At 59.1% G+C, this 14,558-nt stretch carries 15 protein-coding genes; 13 read left to right on the plus strand and 2 right to left on the minus strand.

Annotated elements, in window-relative coordinates:
• The first annotated feature begins 128 nt into the window (after positions 1 to 128).
• The 5 genes from RMV17_RS12375 to RMV17_RS12395 all read left to right on the plus strand — a co-directional run bounded on the left by RMV17_RS12375 (position 129) and on the right by RMV17_RS12395 (position 6,122).
• The gene (locus tag RMV17_RS12375) at positions 129 to 1,133 is read left to right on the plus strand and encodes an AAA family ATPase (RefSeq protein WP_311886682.1); all 1,005 of its coding nucleotides are present in this window, start codon (positions 129 to 131) and stop codon (positions 1,131 to 1,133) included.
• Positions 1,115 to 1,789, plus strand: coding sequence for a VWA domain-containing protein (locus tag RMV17_RS12380; RefSeq protein ID WP_311887035.1), 675 nt, complete (start codon positions 1,115 to 1,117; stop codon positions 1,787 to 1,789). The genes RMV17_RS12375 and RMV17_RS12380 overlap by 19 nt, the downstream gene beginning before the upstream one ends.
• A 202-nt stretch (positions 1,790 to 1,991) precedes the next feature.
• Positions 1,992 to 3,638 (plus strand): phospholipase D-like domain-containing protein, encoded by a 1,647-nt coding sequence (locus RMV17_RS12385; RefSeq protein ID WP_311886683.1) that lies wholly within the window; start codon positions 1,992 to 1,994, stop codon positions 3,636 to 3,638.
• 379 nt (positions 3,639 to 4,017) lie between these two features.
• Complete coding sequence (locus tag RMV17_RS12390; protein WP_311886684.1) at positions 4,018 to 5,577, plus strand: TerC family protein; 1,560 nt, start codon at positions 4,018 to 4,020, stop codon at positions 5,575 to 5,577.
• 296 nt (positions 5,578 to 5,873) lie between these two features.
• Positions 5,874 to 6,122 (plus strand): type II toxin-antitoxin system Phd/YefM family antitoxin, encoded by a 249-nt coding sequence (locus RMV17_RS12395; protein WP_038368375.1) that lies wholly within the window; start codon positions 5,874 to 5,876, stop codon positions 6,120 to 6,122.
• A gap of 36 nt (positions 6,123 to 6,158) precedes the next feature.
• Here RMV17_RS12395 and RMV17_RS12400 read toward each other — a convergent pair whose 3' ends face one another.
• Both RMV17_RS12400 and RMV17_RS12405 read right to left on the minus strand, forming a co-directional pair.
• Entirely contained in the window at positions 6,159 to 6,590 is a 432-nt protein-coding gene (locus RMV17_RS12400; RefSeq protein ID WP_311886685.1) for a thioredoxin family protein, read from the minus strand.
• 91 nt (positions 6,591 to 6,681) lie between these two features.
• Entirely contained in the window at positions 6,682 to 7,086 is a 405-nt protein-coding gene (locus RMV17_RS12405) for a hypothetical protein (RefSeq protein WP_311886686.1), read from the minus strand.
• 424 nt (positions 7,087 to 7,510) lie between these two features.
• Between RMV17_RS12405 and RMV17_RS12410 the strand changes: the two genes are divergently transcribed.
• The 8 genes from RMV17_RS12410 (at position 7,511) to RMV17_RS12445 (ending at position 14,455) form a co-directional block, all read left to right on the plus strand.
• Complete coding sequence (locus RMV17_RS12410; RefSeq protein ID WP_007912334.1) at positions 7,511 to 8,359, plus strand: transporter substrate-binding domain-containing protein; 849 nt, start codon at positions 7,511 to 7,513, stop codon at positions 8,357 to 8,359.
• A 51-nt stretch (positions 8,360 to 8,410) separates the two neighbouring features.
• Positions 8,411 to 9,073, plus strand: coding sequence for an amino acid ABC transporter permease (locus RMV17_RS12415; protein WP_003225455.1), 663 nt, complete (start codon positions 8,411 to 8,413; stop codon positions 9,071 to 9,073).
• A gap of 9 nt (positions 9,074 to 9,082) precedes the next feature.
• Positions 9,083 to 9,745 (plus strand): amino acid ABC transporter permease, encoded by a 663-nt coding sequence (locus tag RMV17_RS12420; protein WP_122605259.1) that lies wholly within the window; start codon positions 9,083 to 9,085, stop codon positions 9,743 to 9,745.
• Positions 9,742 to 10,533: an amino acid ABC transporter ATP-binding protein gene (locus RMV17_RS12425; protein WP_311886687.1), complete on the plus strand. Its 792-nt coding sequence runs from the start codon at positions 9,742 to 9,744 to the stop codon at positions 10,531 to 10,533. The genes RMV17_RS12420 and RMV17_RS12425 overlap by 4 nt, the downstream gene beginning before the upstream one ends.
• A 28-nt stretch (positions 10,534 to 10,561) precedes the next feature.
• Positions 10,562 to 10,951: a RidA family protein gene (locus tag RMV17_RS12430; protein ID WP_007912330.1), complete on the plus strand. Its 390-nt coding sequence runs from the start codon at positions 10,562 to 10,564 to the stop codon at positions 10,949 to 10,951.
• A gap of 395 nt (positions 10,952 to 11,346) precedes the next feature.
• Positions 11,347 to 12,111: an IclR family transcriptional regulator gene (locus tag RMV17_RS12435; RefSeq protein WP_311887036.1), complete on the plus strand. Its 765-nt coding sequence runs from the start codon at positions 11,347 to 11,349 to the stop codon at positions 12,109 to 12,111.
• A 39-nt stretch (positions 12,112 to 12,150) separates the two neighbouring features.
• The gene (locus RMV17_RS12440; protein ID WP_311886688.1) at positions 12,151 to 13,365 is read left to right on the plus strand and encodes an amino acid deaminase; all 1,215 of its coding nucleotides are present in this window, start codon (positions 12,151 to 12,153) and stop codon (positions 13,363 to 13,365) included.
• Positions 13,366 to 13,522: 157 nt separating this feature from the next.
• Complete coding sequence (locus tag RMV17_RS12445; RefSeq protein ID WP_311886689.1) at positions 13,523 to 14,455, plus strand: sugar kinase; 933 nt, start codon at positions 13,523 to 13,525, stop codon at positions 14,453 to 14,455.
• Positions 14,456 to 14,558: the final 103 nt, after the last annotated feature.

A 14,558-nucleotide genomic window follows, 5' to 3' on the forward strand; every position in this document is an offset into this window, starting at 1 on the left:
GTCGGCGCAATTTGCAAGAACACCCAGATCAGTTCCCTCTCCCTCCGGGAGAGGGCTAGGGTGAGGGCCACCCCAACTGACACACCACCACACCAAGAACACCCAAGACCACGACAGAGAAACCCCAAATGACCGACACCCCACATTTCCCGCTCTCCGCCGTGGTCGGCGCCGATGACCTCAAGCTCGCCCTGTGCCTCACCGCAATCGACCCGAAAATCGGCGGCGTACTTATCGAAGGCCCGCGCGGCATGGCCAAATCCACTCTAGCCCGAGGCTTGGCCGATCTGCTCGCCAGCGGTCAATTCGTCACTTTGCCGCTGGGCGCCACCGAAGAACGTCTGGTCGGCACCCTCGACCTCGACGCGGCCCTCAGCGAGGGCCGCGCGCAGTTCTCGCCAGGCGTACTGGCCAAGGCTGACGGCGGTGTGCTCTACGTCGATGAGGTCAACCTGCTGCCCGATCACCTCGTCGATCTGCTGCTCGACGTTGCCGCCAGCGGCACCAATCTGATCGAGCGCGACGGTATTTCCCATTGGCATTCGGCGAAGTTCGTGCTGATCGGCACCATGAACCCGGAAGAGGGCGAGTTGCGTCCACAACTGCTCGACCGCTTTGGCCTGAACGTCGCCCTCAGTGGTCACACGGCACCGACCGAGCGCGGGCAGATCATCCGTCGGCGACTGGATTTCGACAGCGATCCGCAAGCGTTCTGCGCACAGTGGGAAGCACAGCAACAAGCGTTGCGCGAACGTTGCGAACACGCTCGCGGCGCCTTGGCCAATATTGCGCTGGACGATGCCGCACTGGCGCAGATCACCGAGCGTTGCTTCGCTGCCGGCGTCGACGGTTTGCGTGCGGATCTGGTCTGGTTACGCGCCGCTCGGGCGCATGCTGCATGGCGCGCAGCTGACGCCATCGAGAAAGAGGATATCGACGCCGTCGCAGAATTCGCCTTGCGCCATCGTCGTCGCGAACAACCTGTATCCAGCCCACAACAACCGCCGGCGCAATCGCCGAGCAAGGCGCAGACCCAGCCAAGTGAAGGGCAGGGCCAGTGGGGCGACCTGCCGGCGCCCGCACTCGCCACCGGCGCGCGTCGCGAAGTGCCGAGCTGGCCAAAAAAGCTTTAGGCATTCGCCCCCGATCCGACGCGGGGGCGAATGCCAGACCCCGCGCTGGTCGGCTGGACAACGGACGCCAAGGCAAACGCCACACAGCCCGTAGCGGTACGGTGAACTGGCCGGGCACGTTGCTCAACGGGCGTCCCCGGACGCGTGAAGATTTGCTGTTTCAACTGCGCACGCGCACGCCGCATGAGTTATGGCTGGTCATCGTCGACGCCTCCGCCTCGACCCGCCGCCATCAGGCCTTGAGCGATGCCAAAGGTCTGCTCGCGCAACTGTTCGATGACGCCTATCGCCAGCGTGCGCGCCTCGCATTGTTGACGGCCAGTGGCTCTGCGCCGAAATGGCAGGTGCAGGGATTGAAGGCCTCGAGTGGCTTGCGTGTCTGGCTGGAAGCTTTGGGCGCAGGCGGTGGCACGCCGTTGCTGGCGGCGCTGGTGCAGGCAGAGCAATGGCTGACGGTGCGACGCAAGCGCTTTCCCGCCGAGCAGCAACGGCTGTTGGTGGTGACCGATGGGCGTCTGAAACAGTGGTCAGGATTACCGGCGCTGGCGTGTCCGGGGTTGTTGATCGATATCGAGCGTGGACCTATCCGGCTTGGTCGGGCGAGGGATCTGGCGGCGGCGCTGGATGCCGAGTATCGACATATTGATGACCTTTGAGATTTACGCTGTCTGACAGGGCCCCATCGCGGGCAAGCCCGCTCCCACAGGGTTCGATGTCAAAACAGCGGTCGCGTTCACACCTGATATCCCTGTGGGAGCGGGCTTGCCCGCGATGGCATCGGCCCGGTTCCAGATCTGTACCCCCATAAGCCGCATCACTGCTCTATGCTGCACCCAGCCCAATCACAAGGAGTGAGCGATGCGCGTTGTGGTCAAAAACCCTCAGGACGATTTCCGGGTCAAAGCCTACGCCGGCTCCAACGGTGTGCTGCTCGCCATGGACCTCGCCGAGTCCCGGCGCCAAGGCTTGCTCGGGTTCGCCATCGAAAAGCAGCAGGGCGCCAAACCGTGGCTGTTTCTGTTCAACAGCCTGACTTTCCCCGGTAAAGCCCACACCTTCCCGCAATTTCACGCCACCCCAAGCGACAAAGCCCCGCTGCAGAAATTTCGCTGGGCCGATTACGCGGCCAATCCGGGTATGACGATCCACTATCGCGTGCACTTGGCGTACGGCACGGCGGACGCGCCGCAGCTGGGTGAGGCGCTGGAACTGACCATCACTTGCGACGATGGCCAGCCCTCCGGGCAAAGTGTGATCTTCAACCGTGCGGTCGCCGCCAGTCAGGCGTTCCAGCGCAAGTTTCCCGACCTCGATGCGCAGATCAGCGCCAACAAAAACATGCCTATCGAAGCCTGGCCCGATGCCGCGCGACAGTGGCTGGAAAACGGTTTGCTCGGGCGCTTGCTGGGGTTTATCGAGCGTGCGGTCGATGGCCAATGGGCGCTGGACATCGCGATTTACGAATATCAGTTGCAGGTCATCGTCGACGCGGTCAACACGGCGCTTGCGCGGGGTGTGCAGGTGCGAGTGCTGTATCACGCCAGACCGGATGATGAAGACACCACGATCAATGAGGCGAGCCTGGCGAAACTGCCGGCAACCAGCAAACTTGGGCGGATCACCCACAACATCTTCCACAACAAATTCATGGTCCTCAGTCGGGTTGGGGAGGGCGCTCAGCGCACGCCGCAAGCGGTGTTGTGCGGCAGCACCAATTTCACCGCCAACGGCGTCTATCGTCAGGCCAACGTGGTGCATGTTCTTGATGACGCAGCGGTAAGTGCGAGTTATCTACGCACCTTCGAAGAGGTCTGGGCCACGCCCGCCGATGTCGGCGCCACGCGTGACTGGATCACCGCGCACAACCCGATGGACGCCGCGCAGCCGCTGTTTGCAGGGTTCTCGCCGCGTACCGGCGGTGCTGATCTGCGTGAGTTCGTCGAGATCATCGAGGCGGCGCAGAAGGACGTGTTGTTCGTCACCGCGTTCAGCTTGCCGGACAGCATTCTCAACGCACTGTTAGGCAAACCGAACGACGACATCCTGCGCTATGGCCTGCAGAACACCGCCAGCCGCATCACTGGATTTCACGCCGACCGCACGGCGGAATTCGCTGCCACTGCGCTGCTCAACAACGGGCTGGAAGGCTGGCTGCGCGAGAACATGAAAGGCCAGAAAGGCAATCTGCTGGTACACACCAAAGCCGTGGTCACCGACTTCACCACGGACACGCCGACGATCATCAGCGGCAGCCACAACCTCAGCGCTTCAGCGAGCAATGGCAACGACGAAAACTACCTGATCATTCGTGGCGACACCGATCTGGCAGATCGTTATGGCCTGGAGCTGTTGCGGTTTTATGAGCATTACCGCTTTCGTTACTTCGCGAAGAAACAGGCGTTGAAACAGGTGAGTCCGTTGGCGGTGGATGACCGCTGGACCAACGATTACTACGTCGAAGGGGATTTGCGGCAGTTGTCCCGTCTACGCTTCGCTGGCCGCTGACATTGCCCCTGTAGGAGCTGCCGCAGGCTGCGATCTTTTGATTTTGATTGTTAAAAACAACATCAAAAGATCGCAGCCTGCGGCAGCTCCTACAGGGGGATCCGGATAGCTGTTACAGATTTTGAAATGATTTGCCGCTGTAGGAAATGTTCCCAAAGCCTGTACGCTCCAAGGCCATTTTTCATTCAGGATTTACATGAACGCCCTCTCGGAGCCTCCCAGTCGCACCCTCTCCACGCGCCATGGCGCGGTCTTGACGCACTCGCAGCATCCAGTTTTCCGACATCCGACTATCGTTGCTAACGCGGCTCCAGAGCCTTCGCGTTGCGCTTTGCCGTGTCCGGCAGCCTGAATTCATCGAGAGAGATAGAGACGTTTTATGGAATGGTTAGCGGATCCCACGGCCTGGTTAGGCTTGTTGACTTTGATCGTGCTGGAACTGGTGCTGGGTATCGACAACCTGGTGTTCATCGCAATTCTTGCGGACAAACTGCCACCGCATCAGCGTGACCGTGCGCGGATTATCGGCCTGTCGCTGGCGCTGATCATGCGCCTTGGCCTGTTGGCGAGTATTTCCTGGCTGGTGACCCTTACGCAGCCGTTGTTCGAGGTATTTGGCAAGAGCTTCTCCGGCCGCGACCTGATCATGCTGTTCGGTGGTGTGTTCCTGTTGTTCAAGGCCACCATGGAATTGCACGAGCGCCTTGAAGGCCACATCGGTGAGCGCACGACCAACGCCGCTTATGCCTTGTTCTGGCCGATCGTCGCGCAGATTGTGGTGCTTGATGCGGTGTTCTCGCTCGACGCGGTGATCACGGCCGTGGGCATGGTCGATGAACTGGCAGTGATGATGATCGCGGTGATCATCTCGATCGGCTTGATGATTGTCGCCAGCAAGCCGCTGACGCGCTTCGTCAACGCGCACCCGACGGTGATCATGCTGTGTCTGGGCTTCCTGATGATGATCGGTTTTGCCCTGACAGCCGAAGGTCTGGGCTTCCACATTCCGAAAGGTTATCTGTACGCCGCCATCGGTTTCTCGATTCTGATCGAGGTGTTCAACCAGATCGCCCGGGCACGCCGCAAGCGCTCGATGCAGGGCCTGCGACCGATGCGCGAGCGCACGGCACACGCGGTCATGCGCTTGCTGGGCGGGCGCAAACTGGCGGTGGAAGAGGTTGGCGAGGAGATTTCCGATCTGCTCGACGACGGTGACGCGCCAAGTGCCGAACTGTTCGACCGTCGCGAACGGGTGATGATCAGCGGCGTGCTGCAACTGGCCGAGCGCCCGATACGTGGGCTGATGACGGTGCGCGCCGATGTCGACACGATTGATCTGGCCGATGATCGTGAGGCGATTCGTAACCGCTTGATGCACTCGTCCTACTCGCGTCTGCCGTTGATTCGCAACGGTGCAGTGGATGAACCTTTGGGCTTCGTGCACAAGAAGGAACTGCTCAAGGAGTATCTGGCCGGCACCGAGCCGAATCTGGAACATCTGGCGCGCAAGACCCTCAACCTGCTCGACAGCTATTCGATCCTCAATGCGCTGGAGCAGATGCGCGCAGCCTCGACGCACATTGCTTTTGTGGTCAACGAATTCGGTGATTTTGTCGGGGTGTTGACCATGACTGACATTCTCGAATCGATTGCCGGTGAGTTGCCGGATGCCAGCGAAATCGAAGGCCCCGACGTGATCGAGGAGCAGGGCGGGTTTATCGTCAGTGGTGCGTTGAACCTGTCGCGAGTGCGCCAACGCACCGGGTTTGGTGCGCAGCCGACCGAGGACTATCAGACCATGGCCGGGTTGGTGATGAGCCTTCTTGATCGTCTCCCGGTCATTGGTGACCGTCTGGAGCTGGAGGGCTGGCAGATGACGGTCAAAGCGGTGGAAGAGCGGCGGGTGACGCGGGTGCTTTTGGAGCGCACGCCAGCGTAATCCTTGAGTTCACTACTAACTGTGCCGGCCTCTTCGCGAGCAAGCTCGCTCCCACCTTGGAACGCGTTTCAAATGTGGGAGCGAGCCTGCTCGCGAATGCTTGGGTTCAGGCACCGCACTACTCACTGATGAACAATGTAGCGATCCTTCCTGTTCCCACCCAACTGCGAGAAACATCTGACGGACAACGCAGAAACGTCGCTGGAAATCACGTGGTACCGTCAAATGGATTGACGTTAAGACCTGCAGGGAGTGCTATTTTAGGTGCTACTAAAAGCACTTCAGGAAGCACCTTTATGGCACATATCGTTCTTTCCCACGTAGTAGCGAGTATTTCCGAATTGAAAAAAAATCCGATGGGCACCGTAGCTGCTGGAGGTGGACGCTCCGTAGCGATTCTCAACCGAAATGAACCAGCGTTTTATTGCGTACCTGCCAAAGAATACGAGGCAATGATGACGCGTCTTGATGATCTGGAGTTGATCGCGCTTTGCAAGGAGCGAGAAAACGACCCCACCATCAAGGTCTCAATAGATGACCTATGAGCTGGAGTTTTCTGAAAAGGCACGGATTCACCCTGTTCAGTACTGACTCCGCAGACGCGCACGTGCAACAGTGCGCAAGGTACGAAGTCTCTGACGCAGCCAAGACAGATCATGCGTTCGCTTGCGGGGCGCAATGGGCGCTTTCGTCTTGCCGACGTGCTCGGCGAAATCCCGTGCGAGGGTTTCTTCCGTGCCGATGCCTTTAAGTTTTTTCACCAGTCTGCCGTCCTTGTAGAACAGCACGGTTGGTGTTCCGGTCACCAGCGGATGACGTGCAGTTTCGCTGGTATTGAGCATGTAGATATTGGCGCGATGCCGGTACGGCTCGGCCGTCTGGCGAAAGATCGGCCCGGCCCATTCGCAGGCGGGGCAATGTTCGTTGGCGAAATAAAGGATCACTGGGCGCCAGGTTTTCAGGGCTTTGCGGTAGGTGGCAGGCAAGGCTGCGAAAGGGGTTGTCAAGTCCATTGGAAACTCCCTTTTTCGGACTGCAGTGGTGATGCGTTCACGGAGAAAGCGAGCCGTCACGAGATGAAAGCTCGCTTTCAAGAGTATTGGCTCAGAGCAGCTTGGATAGCGTTACATCGCTGAAATAAGAGCCAAGTTCATCAAACGTACCGTCATTGGACTCTACCTTCACCGTGAACTTGAGTGTCGCGGTAGGGGCGTCGAACTCTTGGAACTTGATCGTCCAGTTCTGACCTCCTGAGACGTCAATTTGAACCGGGTTGCCTGTCGGATGTGGTTGCACAGTGATGCGGCCCGCATAGCCATGCAGTGTTTTCATTCTTGCCGAGATCATGAATTTACCGCCGCCCTCGCTGCCCAGGAGAACGTCCTGACTGATGGAGTCAGGAGTCGCGATTATGCAGTGACCATTTACGTAACTGACGTTATTCGGGGTTGTTGCTGTCCAGTGATCGCCTTGATTGGCAAAATCACCATTTTTAATCAGATTGGCCATTTCAAAAGTCCTTATTGAGATTCTAACTTCGGTTCCTGACCCGTTCGGTCCAAACCAGTAGGCCTATCAATCCACCGGTCAACAACTGTCAACTCTGACAGGTTCAGCCGCAAATCCGATGAACGGTCACCTGTGCTCAATTCATTTTTCAAGACCAATTCATTGCTCTATGTGTGCATCAATTGGTCGCGCACATGCCCTTGAATGTGACGTTACTTCCCAATTGGTTGCCCTCAGTAGCGACGGTCAAACCTCTACCGGCAATAGTCGCGTGTAGATACGCGGGCTAACTTGTTGAACCGATTAATGTTTCCGAGGACCTGGGTTTTATTGCCAAAGCTATGGCACACTTTCTGCTGTCTATTCCGTAGTAACAAACCGTGTTCCGGTATAGCGGAATAAACACAATTCTGGAGTGCTTTCCATGCATCGCCGTCCTTCGTTGTTCAAAGCATGTGTTTTTGTCCTTGCGGCTTCGTCCGCTGTCATGGGTATGGCCCAGGCGGCCGACAGCAAGCTCGACAGTGTTCTGGCCCGTGGCAAATTGATTGTCGGCACCGGCAGCACCAATGCGCCGTGGCACTTTCAGGGCGCGGACGGCAAGTTGCAGGGTTTTGATATCGACATCGCGCGGATCGTCGCCAAGGGTTTGTTCAACGACCCGAGCAAAGTCGAGTTCGTCGTGCAGTCGTCCGATGCTCGGATTCCCAATCTGCTCACCGACAAGGTCGATATGAGCTGCCAGTTCATCACTGTCACCGCCAGCCGTGCGCAGCAAGTGGCATTCACCCTGCCGTACTACCGCGAAGGCGTTGGCCTGTTGCTGCCGAACAACAGCAAGTACAAGGAAATCGAAGACCTGCAAGCCGCCGGCGACAGCGTCACCGTGGCCGTGCTGCAAAACGTCTACGCCGAAGAACTGGTGCATCAGGCATTGCCCAAAGCCAAGGTCGATCAGTACGACAGCGTTGATCTGATGTATCAGGCGGTGAACTCCGGCCGTGCCGATGCCGCCGCCACCGACCAGTCCTCCGTCAAATACCTGATGGTGCAGAACCCTGGCCGTTATCGCAGCCCAAGCTATGCGTGGAGCCCACAAACCTACGCGTGCGCGGTTAAACGCGGCGATCAGGATTGGCTGAATTTCGTCAACACTGCACTGCATGAAGCCATGACCGGCGTTGAATTCCCGACTTACGCGGCGTCGTTCAAACAATGGTTCGGTGTAGATCTGCCGTCGCCTGCGATCGGTTTCCCTGTCGAATTCAAATGATCCCGTGAGAGTGGGGCGATGCACGTCGCCCCGCTCAAGGTACTGCTGACCATGAACTATCAGTTGAACTTTGCCGCCGTGTGGCGCGATTTCGACACCTTGTTGGCGGGGCTCGGTCTGGGTCTTGAACTGGCGCTGGTGTCGATCGCCATCGGCTGCGTGATCGGCCTGCTGATGGCGTTTGCCTTGCTTTCAAAGCATCGCGCCTTGCGGGTGCTGGCTTCGGTGTACGTGACGGTGGTGCGTAACACGCCGATTCTGGTGTTGATTCTGTTGATCTACTTTGCGTTGCCAAGCTTGGGCATTCGGCTGGACAAGATTCCGTCGTTCATCATCACCCTGTCGTTGTATGCCGGGGCGTACCTGACCGAAGTGTTCCGTGGTGGTTTGCTGAGCATTCCCAAGGGGCAGCGCGAAGCGGGACTGGCGATCGGCCTCGGCGAGTGGCAGGTCAAGGCCTACGTGACCGTGCCGGTGATGCTGCGCAATGTGCTGCCGGCGCTGTCGAACAACTTCATTTCACTGTTCAAGGACACTTCGCTGGCCGCCGCAATTGCGGTGCCGGAGCTGACCTATTACGCGCGCAAGATCAACGTCGAAAGCTACCGGGTGATTGAAACCTGGCTGGTGACCACGGCGTTGTATGTCGCGGCCTGTTACCTCATTGCCATGCTGCTGCGTTACCTCGAGCAGCGTCTGGCGATCCGCCGATAGGAGGCTGCGATGTACGAATCTCCGAGTTGGTTACATGAATTGTGGGTCGCGCGCGAGCCGCTGTGGCAGGGTTTTTTGACCAGTGTGCAAGTGTCGGCGCTGGCGATTCTGCTCGGAACTATGCTCGGCGTGGTTGCCGGGCTGGTGCTGACGTACGGCAAGTTCTGGATGCGCGCACCGTTTCGGTTTTACGTTGATCTGATTCGCGGCACGCCGGTGTTTGTGCTGGTGCTGGCCTGCTTCTATATGGCGCCGGCACTCGGCTGGCAGATCAGCGCATTTCAGGCGGGTGCCTTGGGTCTGACGCTGTTTTGCGGCTCCCACGTTGCCGAAATCGTGCGCGGTGCGCTGCAAGCGTTGCCGCGCGGGCAGATGGAAGCGAGCAAAGCCATCGGCCTGACGTTCTACCAATCCCTCGGCTACGTGCTGTTGCCTCAAGCGCTGCGGCAGATCCTGCCGACCTGGGTCAACTCGTCTACGGAAATCGTCAAGGCTTCAACCTTGCTCTCGGTGATCGGTGTCGCCGAATTGCTGCTCAGCACGCAACAGATCATCGCCCGGAACTTCATGACCCTGGAGTTCTACCTGTTCGCCGGTTTTCTGTTTTTCGTCATCAACTACGGCATCGAATTACTCGGCCGGCACATTGAAAAGCGGGTGGCCCTGCCATGACTCAAGCTCAAGTTTCCCCACAGAATCAGGCGTTGCTGGACATCCGCGGCCTGCACAAACAATACGGCGAAGTCGAAGTGCTCAAGGGTGTCGATCTGAGCATGCAGCGCGGCAACGTGGTGACGCTGATCGGCTCCAGCGGTTCGGGCAAGACCACGCTGCTGCGTTGCGTGAACATGCTCGAAGAATTCCAGGGCGGGCAGATCCTGCTCGACGGCGAATCCATCGGTTATGACGAGGTCAACGGCAAGCGTGTGCGGCATGCGGAAAAAGTCATCGCCCGCCATCGCGCGATGACCGGCATGGCGTTCCAGCAATTCAACCTGTTCCCGCATTTGACCGCGCTGCAGAACGTCACCCTGGGCCTGCTCAAGGTGAAGAAAATGCACAAGGACGAAGCCGTGGTCCTCGCCGAGAAATGGCTGGAGCGCGTTGGTCTGCTGGAGCGGCGCAATCACTTTCCCGGTCAGTTGTCCGGCGGCCAGCAACAGCGCGTGGCGATCGCCCGGGCGATTGCGATGAACCCGAGTTTGATGCTGTTCGACGAAGTGACTTCGGCGCTCGATCCGGAGCTGGTCGGCGAAGTGCTCAACGTGATCAAGGGCCTGGCCGAAGACGGCATGACCATGTTGCTGGTGACCCACGAGATGCGTTTTGCCTTCGAGGTCTCGGACAAGATCGTTTTCATGAATCAGGGGCGGATCGAAGAGCAGGGGCCTCCCAAGGAACTGTTCGAACGCCCGCAATCGCCGCGTCTGGCTGAGTTTCTCAAAAGCACGCGGTTTTAACTTTCGTTTTGAATCAGGAGAAGTACCCATGAGCATTACCCGTTACGGCACTGGCAGCACCGCCGCGGGCGGCCAGCCCCGTCCATTCGCTCGCGCCGTTGAAGCGGATGGCTGGCTGCATGTGTCCGGCCAGGTGCCGGCGGTGGATGGCGAGATCATTGTCGGCGGCATCGTCGAGCAAACCCATCAGACCATGAAGAACCTCATCGCGATTCTCGAAGAGGCCGGGTATGGCCTGGAAGACGTGGTGCGTGCCGGCGTGTGGCTGGATGATCCGCGGGATTTCAGCAGTTTCAACAAGGTCTTTGGCGAGTACTTCAAGCCTGAGCACGCACCGGCAAGGGCCTGTGTGCAGGCGAGCATGATGGTTGATTGCAAGGTCGAGATTGATTGCATTGCGTACAAGAAAAAGGCTTGAAAATTGCTGCGTTGCTTAGGCCGCAGCCCCTCACCCTAACCCTCTCCCGGAGGGAGAGGGGACCGATCTCTATCGATGCAGGTTTTGGCGGCTGATCACAACATGTGCATCGATACAGTCAGGCTCTATCTCTCTGGGAGAGGGGACTGATCTGTATCGATGCGGATTTTGCGTATGACGCTTACATTTACATCGATACGGTCAGGCTCTTTCTCTCTGGGAGAGGGGGACTGTTCTCTGTCGATGCAGATTTTGGCAAATGACCACAACATGTGCATCGATACGGTCAGGCTCCCTCTCCCTCCGGGAGAGGGCGGGGGGTGAGGGCAGCAATGCAACTGACACAACACCAAGGGCCAGTTACCATCCGGCGACTTTGAATGGGAACCACTGAAATGACCGAAGACACCATCAAACGCCGGGCCCGCGGTCTGGACCGGGCGTTCGATATTCTCGATTTCCTCAAGGAGATCGGCCAGCCGCTGCGCCCGAACGACATCGCCAACGGCATCGGCAGCCCGAAATCCACGGTCTACGAACTGGTCGCTTCGCTGCTGGAACGGCGGATTCTGGAACCGGTGGGCAAGGACGGTCACGTCTATCTGGGCCGGCAGTTGTACTTCCTCGGTCAGGCGCACTTGCGTCACTTCGACCTCAGTCGCGAGGCCGATCACGCCTTGCAGGAGATCGTCAGCCGGACCCACGAAACCGCGCAGATGTGTCTGCTCAACGGGCGCAAATACACGGTGGCGTTGATGAAGGAGGGCGAGCGGCATTTCCGCATTTCCTCCGACATCGGCGAAAACGCGCCAATCCCGTGGACCGCTTCCGGGCGCCTGTTGCTCGCGCATTTGAGCGATCAACAGATCATCGACCTGATCGACGAAGACGACTACATGCTGCCCGATGGCGAACGCTTGCCACTGGAACGCTTCCTCGCCGAAATCCGTCAGGCCGGCATCGATGGATTTTTCTCCTTCGACAGCGTCGCCGACACCTTTACCCATTGCTTCGCCGCGCCGGTCAAAGACCCGCAAGGCGTAGCGATTTGTACCCTGTGCATTGTCGCCCCTCGGGCCGATGCGAAGAACAATTACAACGACTATCGCCGGGTTCTGATCGAGAGCGCCAACAGCCTCGCCCGGCGCATCAACGAATAACCACGGCTGCCTGCGGCCGCGAAAGTGAGGAGTTCGACCATGACGACTGCCATCAATACTGCTGGAGAAAAGGGCGACGCTGCCATCGGTGCGCACCTGGTACGCGACGTCAGCCTGCCGGCACTGGTGCTGCATCGCGAAGCGCTGGAGCACAACATCCATTGGATGCAAAAGTTTGTCAGCGACAGCGGTGCCGAACTGGCGCCTCACGGTAAAACCAGCATGACCCCGGCGCTGTTCAAGCGTCAGCTCGATGCCGGCGCGTGGGGCATCACCCTCGCCAGCGCGACCCAGACCCGCGCCGCTTACGCCCATGGTGTGCGCCGCGTGCTGATGGCCAACCAATTGGTCGGCACGCCGAACATGGCGCTGATTGCCGATCTGCTTGCCGATCCGGCGTTCGATTTCTATTGCATGGTCGATCACCCGGACAACGTCGCTGACCTCGGCGCCTACTTCGCCTCGCGCGGGGTGAAGCTGAACGTGATGATCGAGTACGGCGTGGTCGGTGGTCGTTGTGGTTGCCGCAGCGAGCAGGAAGTCATCGAACTGGCCAAGTCGATCAACGCACAACCGGCGCTGGCCCTGACTGGCATTGAAGGCTACGAAGGGGTGATTCACGGCGATCACGCCGTCAGTGGCATTCGTGAATTTGCTGCTTCACTGGTACGTCTGGCGGTGCAATTGCAGAACAGCGGCGCGTTCGCGATCGCCAAGCCGATCATCACCGCCTCGGGTTCGGCGTGGTACGACCTGATCGCCGAATCGTTCGAAGCGCAGAACGCGGCGGGGCGTTTTCTCAGCGTGTTGCGCCCGGGCAGTTACGTGGCCCATGACCATGGTATCTACAAGGAAGCGCAGTGCTGCGTGCTCGACCGCCGCAGCGATCTGCACGAGGGCTTGCGTCCGGCGCTGGAAGTCTGGGCGCATGTGCAGTCGCTGCCTGAGCCGGGTTTTGCGGTGATCGCGCTGGGCAAGCGAGATGTTGCGTTCGATGCCGGTTTTCCGGTGCCATTGCTGCGTTACAAGGCCGGTGTGGTGCCGGCAGTGGGCGAAGACGTTGGCGCGTGCAAGGTCACGGCGGTGATGGACCAGCATGCGTTCATGACGGTAGCGCCGGGCGTTGAATTGCGCGTGGGCGACATCATTTCCTTTGGTACGTCGCACCCGTGCCTGACGTTCGACAAGTGGCGTGTGGGGTTGTTGGTGGATGAGCAGTTGTCGGTGATCGAGAGCATGGAGACTTGTTTCTAAGACTTCAGACCGCGTCGCGGCCAATCGCTGGCAAGCCAGCTCCCACAGGGTTCTGTGTTGATTACAAAATTTGTGAGCGACATGAATCCTTGTGGGAGCTGGCTTGCCAGCGATGAGGCCAGACCAGACACCCGCGCATCAACAGAGACAGCACAAGATGAACACCCTTAGCCCCTTGGGCCCGAACATCCCACGCATCGCCCTGATCGGCGAATGCATGATCGAACTGCAGCAACGCGCCGACGGCAGTCTGCAGCAAAGCTTCGGCGGCGACACCCTGAACACCGCGGTGTATCTGTCCCGCGCGATGGGCGACAAGGCACAGGTCGATTACGTCACCGCGCTGGGTGACGACAGCTTCAGCGATGCCATGTGCCAGATCTGGTCCGATGAAGGCATTGGCCTTGATCTGGTGCAACGTCTACCGGGTCGCCTGCCGGGACTGTATTGCATCCAGACCGATGCCAGCGGCGAGCGGCGTTTTCTCTACTGGCGCAATGAAGCGGCGGTTCGCGACTGTTTCACCACCCCGGCTGCCGAGCCGATTCTGGCGGCATTGCCAGATTACGATGTGCTGTATTTCAGCGGCATCACCCTGGCTGTGCTCGGCGCATCGGGCCGGGAACAACTGATCCAGACCTTGATCGAAGCGCGCCAGCGCGATGCGCGAATCGTTTTCGACAACAACTATCGGCCACGCTTGTGGGCCTCAGTAGAAGATGCGCGCGCGGCGTATCGCAGTGTGTTGCCCTACGTTGATCTGGCGTTATTGACGGTGGATGACGAACAGGCGCTGTTCGGTTTCGCCGATTGCGAGGAGGTGTTTGCCGCTTATGCGCAGTTCGGCACGCCGGAAGTCGTGCTCAAGCGTGGCGCCGAGGCGTGCCTGATTCGTTGTGATGGCGAGTCATTTGAAGTGCCGGCGCAGAAAGTCGCGAAGGTGGTGGACACCACGGCGGCGGGGGACTCGTTCAGTGCGGCGTATCTGGCCAGTCGATTGCGCGGCGGAAGTCCGGCTGAGGCTGCCGAGGCCGGGCACTTGCTGGCCAGCAAGGTGATTCAGGTGCCGGGTGCACTGATCCCGAAATAGATTTATATGGCCGTTTGCTGCGCAATCGGTTCGCGAGCAGGCTCGCTCCCACAGGGGAATGCATTCCAAATGTGGGAGCGAGCCTGCTCGCGAAAGGGCCCTG

Source organism: Pseudomonas sp. VD-NE ins (genome assembly GCF_031882575.1).
Classification (GTDB): Bacteria; Pseudomonadota; Gammaproteobacteria; order Pseudomonadales; family Pseudomonadaceae; genus Aquipseudomonas; species Aquipseudomonas fluorescens_BZ.

Coding starts and splice junctions, on each gene's coding strand:
- RMV17_RS12375 (WP_311886682.1), top strand. CDS start 129: ATGACCGACACCCCACATTTCCCGCTCTCCGCCGTGGTCGGCGCCGAT.
- RMV17_RS12385 (WP_311886683.1), top strand. CDS start 1,992: ATGCGCGTTGTGGTCAAAAACCCTCAGGACGATTTCCGGGTCAAAGCC.
- RMV17_RS12390 (WP_311886684.1), top strand. CDS start 4,018: ATGGAATGGTTAGCGGATCCCACGGCCTGGTTAGGCTTGTTGACTTTG.
- RMV17_RS12395 (WP_038368375.1), top strand. CDS start 5,874: ATGGCACATATCGTTCTTTCCCACGTAGTAGCGAGTATTTCCGAATTG.
- RMV17_RS12400 (WP_311886685.1), bottom strand. CDS start 6,590: ATGGACTTGACAACCCCTTTCGCAGCCTTGCCTGCCACCTACCGCAAA.
- RMV17_RS12405 (WP_311886686.1), bottom strand. CDS start 7,086: ATGGCCAATCTGATTAAAAATGGTGATTTTGCCAATCAAGGCGATCAC.
- RMV17_RS12410 (WP_007912334.1), top strand. CDS start 7,511: ATGCATCGCCGTCCTTCGTTGTTCAAAGCATGTGTTTTTGTCCTTGCG.
- RMV17_RS12415 (WP_003225455.1), top strand. CDS start 8,411: ATGAACTATCAGTTGAACTTTGCCGCCGTGTGGCGCGATTTCGACACC.
- RMV17_RS12420 (WP_122605259.1), top strand. CDS start 9,083: ATGTACGAATCTCCGAGTTGGTTACATGAATTGTGGGTCGCGCGCGAG.
- RMV17_RS12425 (WP_311886687.1), top strand. CDS start 9,742: ATGACTCAAGCTCAAGTTTCCCCACAGAATCAGGCGTTGCTGGACATC.
- RMV17_RS12430 (WP_007912330.1), top strand. CDS start 10,562: ATGAGCATTACCCGTTACGGCACTGGCAGCACCGCCGCGGGCGGCCAG.
- RMV17_RS12435 (WP_311887036.1), top strand. CDS start 11,347: ATGACCGAAGACACCATCAAACGCCGGGCCCGCGGTCTGGACCGGGCG.
- RMV17_RS12440 (WP_311886688.1), top strand. CDS start 12,151: ATGACGACTGCCATCAATACTGCTGGAGAAAAGGGCGACGCTGCCATC.
- RMV17_RS12445 (WP_311886689.1), top strand. CDS start 13,523: ATGAACACCCTTAGCCCCTTGGGCCCGAACATCCCACGCATCGCCCTG.